Annotated in this window: 14 protein-coding genes; 13 read left to right on the top strand and 1 reads right to left on the bottom strand. The window is 58.8% G+C overall.

Annotation, left to right across the window (positions count from 1 at the left end; translation table 11 throughout):
* Nucleotides 1-832 (bottom strand): DnaA ATPase domain-containing protein (locus tag APH30_RS22580; protein ID WP_256222117.1); only part of this gene is annotated, 832 nt, incomplete at its 3' end.
* A 595-nt stretch (nt 833-1427) separates the two neighbouring features.
* Here APH30_RS22580 and rpmH point away from each other — a divergent pair.
* The 13 genes from rpmH to APH30_RS22525 all read left to right on the top strand — a co-directional run.
* On the top strand, nt 1428-1562 hold the full coding sequence (rpmH, locus tag APH30_RS28315; RefSeq protein WP_003253163.1) for a 50S ribosomal protein L34: 135 nt from the start codon (nt 1428-1430) through the stop codon (nt 1560-1562).
* A gap of 13 nt (nt 1563-1575) precedes the next feature.
* Complete coding sequence (rnpA, locus tag APH30_RS22575) at nt 1576-1980, top strand: ribonuclease P protein component (protein ID WP_029886846.1); 405 nt, start codon at nt 1576-1578, stop codon at nt 1978-1980.
* Entirely contained in the window at nt 1973-2218 is a 246-nt protein-coding gene (yidD, locus tag APH30_RS28310; protein WP_009684672.1) for a membrane protein insertion efficiency factor YidD, read from the top strand. Before rnpA ends, yidD begins: the two co-directional genes overlap by 8 nt.
* A 2-nt stretch (nt 2219-2220) precedes the next feature.
* On the top strand, nt 2221-3903 hold the full coding sequence (yidC, locus tag APH30_RS22570) for a membrane protein insertase YidC (RefSeq protein WP_009684671.1): 1683 nt from the start codon (nt 2221-2223) through the stop codon (nt 3901-3903).
* Between the two features lie 87 nt (nt 3904-3990).
* Nucleotides 3991-5361 carry a tRNA uridine-5-carboxymethylaminomethyl(34) synthesis GTPase MnmE gene (mnmE, locus tag APH30_RS22565; protein ID WP_054913817.1) on the top strand — a complete coding sequence of 457 codons (1371 nt, stop codon included), beginning with the start codon at nt 3991-3993 and terminating at the stop codon, nt 5359-5361.
* A 600-nt stretch (nt 5362-5961) separates the two neighbouring features.
* Nucleotides 5962-7854 carry a tRNA uridine-5-carboxymethylaminomethyl(34) synthesis enzyme MnmG gene (gene mnmG / locus APH30_RS22560; RefSeq protein ID WP_009684669.1) on the top strand — a complete coding sequence of 631 codons (1893 nt, stop codon included), beginning with the start codon at nt 5962-5964 and terminating at the stop codon, nt 7852-7854.
* Nucleotides 7851-8501, top strand: a complete 651-nt coding sequence (gene rsmG / locus APH30_RS22555; RefSeq protein ID WP_054913816.1) for a 16S rRNA (guanine(527)-N(7))-methyltransferase RsmG — start codon at nt 7851-7853, stop codon at nt 8499-8501. Before mnmG ends, rsmG begins: the two co-directional genes overlap by 4 nt.
* An 18-nt stretch (nt 8502-8519) precedes the next feature.
* Entirely contained in the window at nt 8520-9311 is a 792-nt protein-coding gene (locus APH30_RS22550; RefSeq protein WP_009684667.1) for a ParA family protein, read from the top strand.
* Between the two features lie 9 nt (nt 9312-9320).
* Nucleotides 9321-10193: a ParB/RepB/Spo0J family partition protein gene (locus tag APH30_RS22545; RefSeq protein ID WP_054913815.1), complete on the top strand. Its 873-nt coding sequence runs from the start codon at nt 9321-9323 to the stop codon at nt 10191-10193.
* 149 nt (nt 10194-10342) lie between these two features.
* Complete coding sequence (locus tag APH30_RS22540; protein WP_054913814.1) at nt 10343-10750, top strand: F0F1 ATP synthase subunit I; 408 nt, start codon at nt 10343-10345, stop codon at nt 10748-10750.
* A gap of 16 nt (nt 10751-10766) precedes the next feature.
* A complete protein-coding gene (gene atpB, locus APH30_RS22535; RefSeq protein ID WP_003260030.1) occupies nt 10767-11636 on the top strand; it encodes a F0F1 ATP synthase subunit A in 870 nt (289 codons plus the stop codon).
* 144 nt (nt 11637-11780) lie between these two features.
* The gene (atpE, locus tag APH30_RS22530; protein ID WP_003097235.1) at nt 11781-12038 is read left to right on the top strand and encodes a F0F1 ATP synthase subunit C; all 258 of its coding nucleotides are present in this window, start codon (nt 11781-11783) and stop codon (nt 12036-12038) included.
* Nucleotides 12039-12096: 58 nt separating this feature from the next.
* Nucleotides 12097-12410: F0F1 ATP synthase subunit B (locus tag APH30_RS22525; RefSeq protein WP_054913813.1), on the top strand; the 314-nt coding region annotated here is incomplete at its 3' end.

Here is a 12410-nt window from a genome sequence, read left to right as displayed (position 1 = left end):
CATCTACCGAACGGTAGAAACGCTTGAATTCGTTGATGGCATTGAGCTGCAGCGCCTTGACCATGTCTGCGACGAAGCGCTCCGAATGCAGGTACACAACCTTGGCATTCGGGTTCTTCTTCAGCAAGTGGTTACCCACAGCATGCATAAGGTGGGTTTTACCCAGACCCACACCGCCATAAAGGAACAACGGGTTGTAGCCATGCTTGGGGTTGTCTGCGACCTGCCAGGCCGCTGCGCGCGCCAGCTGGTTCGACTTACCCTCGACAAAGGTATCGAAGGTGAAGGTTCGGTTCAGATAGCTGGTGTGCTTGAGCGCACCTTCAACCTGTACGGTGCGCTGTTCGGCCCTGCCACTGGTGGCTGGCGCAGCGGCCGGCTCAGCCATGGCATCGAAGCTGTCGCGCGAAGACGGCTCGGCCATTTCATCCATCGGCACAGATTCGGTAACCGTTACTGCTGCAGGTTCGAGTGTAGCCGCAGCAGGCGCAGCCTTGAGGGTCTGGCTTTTGGCCTGGGTCTGCGCCTGTGAAGCGGCGACCGCAGCACTGACCGGCGCGTTGGGCGCGGCGCGCGGGGCCGAGCTGCGGCGGCTGCCTATTAATAAGGAAAGGGCAGGTGCTATGCCGCTGCCGTTCTCGCCCAACAATTCGAGCAAGCGGCCCAGGTACTTTTCATTGACCCAATCGAGAACGAAACGGTTAGGCGCATAGACGCGCAACTCGTCGCCTTCGGCTTCGACCTGTAGCGGACGGATCCAGGTGTTGAATTGCTGGGCAGGCAGTTCATCGCGCAGAAGCTCCACGCACTGCTGCCAAAGTTCCACTGACACGGATATCCCCTGAGTTTGAAAGCCGGATGAGGCAAAAACAAACCGCCATTGTACCGGTCGAGCGTCCAGTTATCCACATGTGGACACATGAGTAACCATGACAAATCAGCCATTTATCGACCAGATTGACATGAAGGCGGTGTTGATAAGCTCTGTGGATAACCCGCCATGAGGGCTATGCACAACCCTGGGTTTCAGCCTGTGGATAATTCACCTGTGCATAACAGACGATTTAATCCACAGGTTGCGACCACCTACGAAACAAGCGCAGCACGGGTTCAGAACATACTTATGAAACGCTGTACATCCCATTAACCGTGGCCTGAAGTAGGTTATCCACAGAAAGTTATCCACCTAAGCTTTATAGGTTTATCAGAAAAGCTTTTTATATCTCTCTTCTTTTTTTTCATGTTGTCCCCAGCGCGTACCTTCGATCAAGCACCCTGGGGTCATGGCCGAGCAGTTGCCGTCCATCACATGCTCTATAGGGAAAGACTGGTTGGAAATTGACCTACGGGCTTGCTTTCTCTAGAATCGCCGGTCTCGTAAAAAGGGGGCCATCCCGGCCCGTCGTCGACAAACCAGGTAACACGCCATGAAACGTACTTTCCAACCAAGCACCATCAAGCGCGCGCGCACTCACGGTTTCCGTGCCCGTATGGCTACCAAGAACGGCCGCGCTGTTCTGTCGCGTCGTCGTGCCAAAGGCCGTAAGCGTCTGGCCATTTGATTTTTCGGCACAGGTGGTGAGTCAGGACTTCAGTCGGGAAAAGCGACTGCTTACACCCCGGCATTTCAAAGCGGTCTTCGACTCCCCAACCGGCAAGGTTCCAGGGAAAAACCTGCTGATCCTTGCTCGCGAGAACGGCCTCGATCACCCACGGCTGGGCCTGGTGATCGGCAAGAAAAGCGTCAAACTCGCCGTTCAACGCAATCGCCTCAAGCGCTTGATGCGCGATTCCTTTCGTCTGAACCAGCAGTTACTCGCCGGCCTGGACATCGTGATCGTCGCGCGCAAGGGATTGGGTGAAGTAGAAAACCCGGAATTGCACCAACACTTTGGCAAACTCTGGAAACGCCTGGCGCGCTCCCGCCCAGCACCAGTAGTCACCGCCAATTGCGCAGGGGTAGACAGCCAAGATGCGTAAACTGGCGCTCGTTCCGATCCAGTTTTACCGTTACGCCATTAGTCCTCTGATGGCCAGCCACTGTCGTTTCTTCCCCAGCTGCTCCTGTTACGCCTACGAAGCCATCGAAAATCATGGCTTGTGGCGTGGTGGGTGGCTGGCTGTTCGTCGCCTGGGGCGTTGTCATCCGTGGAATGCAGGCGGTTTCGACCCCGTTCCACCCGCTCCTTCCTCCCGAACTTCTTCGATAGCCGAGTAATCATGGATATTAAACGCACGATCCTGATCGCCGCGCTGGCAGTCGTGTCCTACGTCATGGTCCTGAAGTGGAACGATGACTACGGCCAAGCTGCCTTGCCGACTCAGAATACTGCTGCCAGCACTGTTGCGCCGGGCTTGCCCGATGGCGTGCCGGCCGGTAACAACGGTGCCAGCGCCGATGTACCGAGCGCCAACGCCGACTCCAGCCCTGCCGAACTGGCACCGGTCGCACTCAGCAAGGACCTGATCCGCGTCAAGACTGACGTCCTTGAGCTGGCTATCGACCCGGTTGGTGGTGACATCGTCCAGCTGAACCTGCCGAAATACCCCCGCCGCCAGGACCACCCGGACATCCCGTTCCAGTTGTTCGACAATGGTGGTGAGCGTGTCTACCTGGCACAAAGTGGCCTGACCGGCGCCAACGGCCCGGATGCCCGCGCCAGCGGCCGCCCACTGTATGCCGCCGAGCAGAAAAGCTACCAACTGGCTGACGGCCAGCAGCAACTGGTGGTCGACCTTAAGTTCAGCGACAACGGCGTCAACTACATCAAGCGCTTCAGCTTCAAGCGCGGTGAGTACGACCTGAATGTCAGCTACCTGATCGACAACCAGAGCAGCCAGCCGTGGAGCGGCAACATGTTTGCCCAGCTCAAGCGTGACGCCAGCGGCGATCCGTCCTCGAGCACTGCGACCGGCACCGCCACCTACCTGGGTGCAGCCCTGTGGACAGCTTCCGAGCCTTACAAAAAGGTCTCGATGAAGGACATGGACAAGGGCAATTTGAAAGAAAATGTGTCTGGTGGCTGGGTAGCCTGGCTGCAGCACTACTTCGTGACCGCGTGGATCCCGGCCAAGTCGGACAACAACGTTGTTCAGACGCGCAAGGACAGCCAAGGCAACTACATCATCGGCTACACCGGCCCGGCACTGAACGTACCTGCCGGTGGCAAGGTTGAAACCAGCGCCATGCTGTATGCCGGTCCGAAGATCCAGTCCAAGCTCAAGGAATTGTCCCCAGGCCTGGAACTGACCGTCGACTACGGCTTCCTGTGGTTCATCGCCCAGCCGATCTTCTGGCTGCTGCAACATATCCACAGCCTGCTGGGCAACTGGGGCTGGTCGATCATCGTGCTGACCATGCTGATCAAAGGCCTGTTCTTCCCGTTGTCGGCTGCCAGCTACCGTTCCATGGCGCGCATGCGTGCCGTTGCACCGAAACTCGCCGCGTTGAAAGAGCGCTTCGGTGATGATCGCCAGAAGATGTCCCAGGCGATGATGGAGCTGTACAAGAAAGAGAAGATCAACCCGTTGGGCGGCTGCCTGCCGATCCTGGTGCAGATGCCGGTGTTCCTGGCCCTGTACTGGGTGCTGCTGGAAAGCGTTGAAATGCGCCAGGCGCCATGGATGCTGTGGATTACCGACCTGTCGATCAAGGATCCGTTCTTCATCCTGCCGATCATCATGGGCGCCACCATGTTCATCCAGCAACGCCTGAACCCAACGCCGCCGGATCCGATGCAGGCCAAGGTGATGAAAATGATGCCGATCATCTTCACCTTCTTCTTCCTGTGGTTCCCAGCGGGTCTGGTGCTGTACTGGGTTGTGAACAACTGCTTGTCGATTTCGCAGCAGTGGTACATCACACGTCGCATCGAAGCAGCCACGAAAAAAGCTGCTGCCTGACGGGCTGCTACGCTAGCCTGTGAATAAAAACGCCCCCTAGTGGGGCGTTTTTGCTATCTGTCGTTGTTGTCGTAGAGGCTTTCGAGCATGAACATTGTGCGTGAAACCATCGCAGCCATCGCCACCGCCCAGGGCCGCGGCGGGGTGGGGATTGTCAGGTTGTCCGGGCCCCTGGCCGCCAAGGCTGGGCAATTGATCACCGGCCGTACGCTTACCCCGCGCCACGCCCATTACGGCCCCTTCCGCGATGAGGACGGGCTGGTACTGGACGAAGGGATCGCATTGTTCTTCCCCGGGCCCAATTCGTTCACCGGCGAGGACGTGCTTGAGCTGCAGGGCCACGGTGGCCCGGTGGTGCTGGACATGCTGCTGCAGCGCTGTGTACAAGTTGGCTGTCGGCTGGCCCGCCCAGGTGAGTTCAGCGAGCGCGCGTTCCTCAACGACAAGCTCGACCTGGCGCAGGCCGAAGCCATTGCCGACCTGATCGAGGCGAGCTCCAGCCAGGCGGCCCGCAACGCCCTGCGCTCGCTACAGGGCGAGTTCTCCAAGCGTGTGCAGGGTTTGACCGAGGCGTTGATCGCATTGCGCATCTACGTCGAGGCAGCGATCGACTTCCCTGAAGAAGAGATCGACTTCCTCGCCGACGGCCACGTGCTTTCGATGCTCGATACCGTACGCCGAGAGTTATCCACCGTCCGGCGCGAGGCCGGGCAGGGTGCATTGCTGCGCGACGGCATGACGGTGGTTATCGCCGGCAGGCCCAATGCCGGTAAATCCAGCCTGCTGAACCAGCTGGCCGGGCGCGAAGCGGCGATCGTCACCGACATTGCCGGCACCACACGGGATATTTTGCGCGAACATATCCACATTGATGGCATGCCGCTGCATGTGGTGGACACCGCCGGGTTGCGGGCCACCGATGACCATGTGGAAAAGATTGGTGTGGAACGGGCGCTGAAGGCCATTGGCGAGGCTGACCGGGTATTGCTGGTGGTCGACTCCACAGCGCCCGAAGCCAGCGACCCGTTTGCCCTGTGGCCAGAGTTTCTCGACCAGCGGCCAGACCCGGCGAAGGTTACGCTGATCCGTAACAAGGCAGACCTGAGTGGCGAGCGGGTAGGGCTGGAACAAAGCGATGATGGCCACGTCACGATCACCCTCAGCGCCAAGGGCAATGACGCAGGCCTGCAGCTGCTACGCGACCACCTGAAGGCCTGCATGGGTTATGAACAGACTGCCGAGAGCGGTTTCAGCGCCCGCAGGCGCCACCTGGATGCGTTGCGCCAGGCCAGTGAGCACTTGGAGCATGGCCGCGCACAACTGACCCTGGCGGGCGCGGGAGAGCTGTTGGCGGAAGACCTGCGTCAGGCCCAGCATGCGTTGGGCGAGATCACCGGGGCATTCAGTTCGGATGATTTGCTGGGGCGGATCTTCTCCAGCTTCTGTATTGGCAAATAATCCACAGCCGGGCACTGCCAATGGCCGCTTCTTCGGGAGCGGCTTTTTTTTGCCTGGAATTCACGCATCTACCGTGCGGGCGCCATCGCCGGCCTGCCAGCACCCACAAGTTTCCTGCTTGCCATGCTTGTTCCGCCCTCCTGTGGGAACGGGTTTACCTGCGAGAAGGCCAGTACAGGCTCACAATTTTTCATACACAAGCTTGGAAATGCGCTCAGGAGCCCTGTGGAAAACCCGCCTTCAGCTCCGTTGATAAGCATGCTTTTTTTCTGAGGACAAAACCCCCTGTGGGTAAACAGGCATTTAATCCACAGGCTAAATCACGTTATCCATACCCCTCAGGGCACTCCAACCACAGGGTTTATTTTCTCTGTACATGACGTAATTCAACGCCTGCAAAGGTTTATCCACAGATAAGGCTGTGCATAAGAATAAACATAAAAACAAAGCTTTTATAAATTTCTCTTTTTTGATTTCTGTTGTGTGCCACTCATCCACAGACTGGTCAAAATTTGCTCAGACGGTTTCTTTAAGGGGGGGTAAGTCCCTATACTTGTCGGCTTACCTTCTCTATTCGCAAAAACAGGCACGAGGTGCGTGGTGGATTTCCCTTCCCGTTTTGAAGTGATCGTCATCGGCGGCGGCCATGCCGGTACCGAGGCTGCGCTTGCGTCAGCACGCATGGGTGTGAAAACCCTGCTGTTGACCCATAACGTGGAAACCCTCGGTCACATGAGCTGCAACCCCGCTATCGGCGGTATCGGCAAAAGCCATCTGGTCAAAGAGATCGATGCCCTTGGTGGCGCCATGGCATTGGCCACCGACAAGAGCGGCATCCAGTTCCGCGTTCTGAACAACCGCAAAGGTCCAGCTGTACGGGCAACCCGTGCCCAGGCCGACCGCGCCATCTACAAGGCGGTGGTTCGTGAAATCCTGGAGAACCAGCCAAACCTGTGGATATTCCAGCAGTCCTGCGATGACCTGATCGTCGAGCAGGATCAGGTCAAAGGCGTGGTGACCCAGATGGGTCTGCGTTTCTTTGCCGAATCGGTGGTACTGACCACCGGTACCTTCCTTGGCGGCCTGATCCACATCGGCTTGCAAAACCATTCAGGTGGTCGTGCCGGTGATCCGCCTTCGATCGCGCTGGCACACCGTATGCGCGAGCTACCACTGCGCGTGGGCCGCTTGAAAACGGGTACGCCACCACGTATCGACGGTCGTTCGGTGGATTTTTCGGTCATGACCGAGCAACCAGGCGATACGCCCATACCGGTGATGTCGTTCATGGGCAATGCCGAAATGCACCCGCGCCAGGTCAGTTGCTGGATTACCCATACCAACGCGCGTACCCACGAGATCATTGCCTCGAACCTCGACCGCTCGCCCATGTATTCGGGCGTGATCGAAGGTGTGGGCCCGCGCTACTGCCCATCGATCGAAGACAAGATCCACCGGTTCGCCGACAAGGAAAGCCACCAGGTGTTCATCGAGCCCGAGGGCTTGACCACTCATGAGCTGTACCCGAACGGTATTTCCACGTCGCTGCCGTTCGACGTGCAGCTGGAACTGGTCCGTTCGATTCGTGGCATGGAAAACGCCCACATCGTGCGCCCTGGCTATGCCATCGAGTACGACTACTTCGACCCGCGTGACCTCAAGTACAGCCTCGAGACCAAAGTCATCGGCGGCTTGTTCTTCGCCGGCCAGATCAATGGCACCACCGGTTACGAAGAAGCCGGCGCCCAGGGCCTGCTGGCCGGGACCAACGCCGCGCTGCGGGCACAAGGCCGTGACAGCTGGTGCCCTCGCCGTGACGAGGCCTACATCGGCGTACTGGTCGACGACCTGATTACCCTGGGCACCCAGGAGCCGTACCGTATGTTTACGTCGCGTGCCGAGTACCGGCTGATTCTGCGCGAAGACAACGCCGACCTGCGTCTGACCGAAAAGGGCCGTGAACTGGGCCTGATCGATGACCAGCGCTGGGCGGCCTTCTGCGCCAAGCGCGACGGTATCGAGCGCGAGGAGCAGCGCCTGAAGTCGACCTGGGTACGACCCAATACCGAACAAGGCCAAGCCATTGTGGATAAGTTCGGCACGCCGCTCAGCCACGAGTACAGCTTGCTCAACCTGCTGGCCCGCCCGGAAATCGACTACGCCGGCCTGATCGAGGCCACCGGCGGTGAGGCAATCGATCCACAGGTCGCCGAACAGGTCGAGATTCGCACCAAGTACGCCGGTTACATCGACCGCCAGCAGGATGAGATCGCTCGCCTGCGTGCCAGCGAGGACACCCGGTTGCCTGTGGATATCGATTACACGACCATTTCCGGCCTGTCGAAGGAGATCCAGGGCAAGCTGGGCCAGACCCGCCCGGAAACCCTGGGCCAGGCATCGCGCATTCCAGGCGTGACCCCGGCGGCGATTTCCCTGTTGCTGATTCACTTGAAAAAACGCGGCGCTGGCCGCGAATTGGAGCAAAGCGCTTGAGTGCCCTGGTTACCCCGCAACATGCTGAAGAGTTGTCCACAGGTGCGCGGCAGCTTGGTGTAGAACTGAGTGCCGAGCAGCATGAAAAACTGCTCGGCTACCTGGCCTTGTTGATCAAATGGAACAAAGCCTACAACCTGACCGCCGTGCGCGACCCGGACGAGATGGTTTCGCGGCATCTGCTCGACAGCCTGAGCGTCATGGCGTTTATCCACAGCGGGCGGGACAACTGGCTGGATGTCGGCAGTGGTGGTGGCATGCCTGGTATTCCTTTGGCTATCCTGCACCCGCACAAGCGGGTGACCGTGCTCGATGCCAATGGCAAGAAAACCCGCTTCCTGACCCAGGTGAAAATGGAACTCAAGCTGGACAACCTCACGGTTATCCACAGCCGGGTCGAGGCGTTCCAACCTGCACAACCGTTCGATGGGATCATCTCCCGTGCCTTCAGCAGCATGGAGAACTTCACCAACTGGACCCGCCACCTGGGCGACACCGGGACGCAATGGCTTGCAATGAAGGGGCTGCATCCTGCCGATGAACTGGTAGCATTGCCCGCAGACTTCACAGTGGAAAGCGAACAGGCCCTGACCGTTCCAGGTTGCCAGGGCCAGCGCCATCTGCTGATACTGCGCCGCAAGGCATGACTGGGAACACGCGCATCAATGGCTAAGGTATTCGCAATCGCGAACCAGAAAGGTGGTGTAGGCAAGACCACCACCTGTATCAATCTCGCCGCCTCGCTGGCCGCAACCAAGCGTCGTGTGCTGCTGATCGACCTCGATCCGCAGGGCAACGCCACCATGGGCAGCGGTGTGGACAAACACGAACTCGAGCACTCGGTCTACGACCTGCTGATCGGGGAGTGCGACCTGGCCCAGGCCATGCATTACTCCGAGCACGGTGGTTTTCAGCTGCTGCCGGCCAACCGCGACCTGACCGCCGCCGAAGTGGTGCTGCTGGAAATGCAGGTCAAGGAAAGCCGCCTGCGCAACGCGCTGGCGCCCATCCGTGACAACTACGACTACATCCTGATCGATTGCCCGCCGTCGCTGTCGATGCTGACGCTCAACGCCCTGGTCGCAGCCGATGGCGTGATCATCCCCATGCAGTGCGAGTACTACGCACTGGAGGGTCTCAGTGACCTTGTGGATAACATCAAGCGCATCGCTGCCCGGCTGAACCCGGAGCTGAAGATCGAGGGCTTGCTGCGGACCATGTACGATCCCCGCCTGAGCCTGAACAACGATGTGTCGGCCCAGCTCAAGGAGCACTTCGGGCCCCAGCTTTACGACACGGTCATTCCGCGCAACATTCGCCTGGCCGAGGCGCCCAGCTTCGGCATGCCGGCCCTGGCCTACGACAAGCAATCGCGTGGCGCCCTGGCTTATCTGGCGCTGGCTGGGGAACTGGTTCGCCGGCAACGCCGTCAGTCGCGCACTGCACAGACAACTTAAGGAATCCGTATGGCCGTCAAGAAACGGGGTCTCGGACGTGGGTTGGATGCACTGCTCAGTGGTCCTACCGTGAGCGCGCTCGAAGAGCAGGCTGTGAAGATCGACCAGAAGGAGCTTCAGCACCTGCCGGTCGAACTGATCCAGCGTGGCAAATATCAGCCACGCCGGGACATGGACCCACAGGCGCTGGAAGAACTTGCCCACTCGATTCGCAACCATGGGGTGATGCAACCGATCGTGGTGCGCCCGATCGGCGATAACCGCTACGAGATCATTGCCGGTGAGCGCCGTTGGCGTGCCACCCAGCAGGCCGGCCTGGACACCATCCCGGCCATGGTCCGCGAAGTGGCCGACGAGGCCGCCATTGCCATGGCGCTGATCGAGAACATCCAGCGTGAAGACCTCAACCCGCTGGAAGAAGCGCTGGCCCTGCAGCGGCTGCAGCAGGAGTTCGAACTGACTCAGCAACAGGTGGCCGATGCGGTCGGCAAGTCGCGGGTCACCGTGGCCAACCTGCTGCGCCTGATTACCTTGCCAGATGCGATCAAGACCATGCTCGCCCACGGCGACCTGGAAATGGGTCATGCCCGCGCATTGCTCGGGTTGGATGAAAATCGCCAGGAAGAGGGGGCGCGTCATGTTGTCGCACGTGGTCTCACCGTGCGCCAAACTGAAGCACTGGTTCGCCAGTGGCTCAGCGACAAGCCTGAACCGGTCGAACCGGGCAAACCTGATCCGGATATCGCGCGCCTTGAACAGCGGCTCGCAGAGCGCCTGGGCTCGGCTGTGCAGATTCGCCACGGCAACAAGGGTAAAGGCCAATTGGTTATTCGCTACAACTCGCTTGACGAGTTGCAAGGTGTGCTTGCACACATCCGCTGAAACAATTGCTGTTGTAGCGCGCAGTCGGAAATCACTACCGAAGAGTTGAATAGGGGTTAAACCACCCCTATACTCTGCGCGCATTTTGTCGGCACAAATTATGCCAAGTCATCACTGACTTGTTGGTCGACTTCCGAGGAGCAGTTGTGATGGAAATCCGCACGCCAAACCGCCTGCCTTTCCATCGCTGGGCGGTTTTTCCGGTACTGCTGGCTCAATTTGTCGTATTCCTGCTGGCGACCCTGGTGTTGTGGCAGTGGAAAGGGGTGGTCAGTGGATATTCAGGCCTTTGCGGAGGTTTGATTGCCTGGCTGCCCAACGTGTATTTCGCCTGGAAGGCTTTTCGCTTTAGCGGAGCTCGGGCGGCACAAGCCATCGTCAAGTCGTTCTACGCTGGCGAGGCAGGCAAGATGATTTTGACGGCAGTGCTTTTTGCACTGACCTTCGCAGGAGTGAAGCCACTGGCGCCGCTAGCAGTATTCGGCGTCTTCGTGTTGACCCTTTTGGTCAGCTGGTTCGCGCCCCTGCTGATGAATAAAAGACTTTCGAGACCTTAGGGCGTTTGAGGCAACCATGGCAGCAGAAACCGCTTCGGGCTATATCCAGCACCACTTGCAGAACCTGACCTACGGTCAACTACCAGACGGCAGCTGGGGCTTTGCCCATTCGGCTGCAGAAGCCAAGGCAATGGGCTTCTGGGCGTTCCACCTGGACACCCTGGGTTGGTCCGTCGCGCTGGGTCTGATCTTCCTGTTCATCTTCCGCATGGCGGCCAAGAAGGCCACCTCCGGCCAGCCTGGCGGCCTGCAGAACTTCGTGGAAGTGATGGTCGACTTCGTCAACGGCAGCGTGAAGGACTCCTTCCACGGCCGTAGCCCGGTCATCGCACCGCTGGCGCTGACCATCTTCGTCTGGGTATTCCTGATGAACGCCGTCGACCTGGTACCGGTCGACTGGATTCCTCAGCTGGCCATCCTGATCTCCGGTGATCCGCACATTCCGTTCCGCGCCGTGTCGACCACCGACCCGAACGCGACCCTGGCCATGGCGTTCTGCGTATTCGCGCTGATCATCTTCTACAGCATCAAGGTCAAGGGCCTGGGCGGCTTCATCGGTGAGCTGACCCTGCACCCGTTCGGCAGCAAGAACATCTTCGTGCAGATCCTGCTGATTCCGGTCAACTTCCTGCTCGAGTTCGTCACCCTGATCGCCAAGCCGATCTCGCTGGCACTGCGTCTGTTCGGCAACATGTATGCCGGCGAACTGGTGTTCATCCTGATCGCGGTCATGTTCGGTTCCGGCCTGCTGTGGCTGAGCGGCCTGGGTGTCGTGCTGCAATGGGCGTGGGCGGTGTTCCACATCCTGATCATCACCCTGCAAGCTTTCATCTTCATGATGCTCACCATCGTCTACCTGTCGATGGCGCACGAAGATAACCATTAAGACCGCCTGGCGTGTCTGATAGCCTTCCCCGCTCGTTTGGGGGGAGGGCTTAAAAAGTCCGCAAGGGCATGCTGTACCAAACGATTTGTTTTACCGCTTCAACTTAAAAACCTAACCAATACGACGTAAAAGTCGGGAGGAAAGATGGAAACTGTAGTTGGTCTGACCGCTATCGCTGTTGCTCTGCTGATCGGCCTGGGTGCTCTGGGTACCGCCATTGGTTTCGGCCTGCTGGGCGGCAAATTCCTGGAAGGCGCTGCTCGCCAGCCAGAAATGGTTCCAATGCTGCAGGTTAAAATGTTCATCGTTGCCGGTCTGCTCGACGCCGTAACCATGATCGGTGTTGGTATCGCTCTGTTCTTCACCTTCGCGAATCCGTTCGTTGGTCAAATCGCCGGCTAATCACTCGTAACCACGAGTTGATAGCTGTGATGAACCAAAGACCGAGCGAGGTGTTGGCGTGAATATTAATGCAACCCTGATTGGCCAATCCGTTGCCTTCTTGATTTTTGTACTCTTCTGCATGAAGTACGTATGGCCTCCGGTCATCACTGCTCTGCAAGAGCGCCAAAAGAAGATTGCCGACGGCTTGGACGCTGCCAACCGCGCAGCTCGCGACCTGGAGCTGGCCCAAGAAAAAGCGGGTCAGCAACTGCGTGAAGCTAAGGCACAGGCAGCCGAAATCATTGAGCAAAGCAAGAAACGCGCTGCTCAGCTTGTCGAGGAAGCCCGTGAACAGGCCCGCGTCGAAGCTGACCGTGTGAAGGCTCAGGC

The sequence above is a fragment of the Pseudomonas sp. NBRC 111127 genome (assembly GCF_001320345.1).
GTDB classification, from domain to species: domain Bacteria; phylum Pseudomonadota; class Gammaproteobacteria; order Pseudomonadales; family Pseudomonadaceae; genus Aquipseudomonas; species Aquipseudomonas juntendi.
Note: the sequence above shows the minus strand (reverse complement) of the source record. Positions and strands in the feature narration are given on the sequence as shown.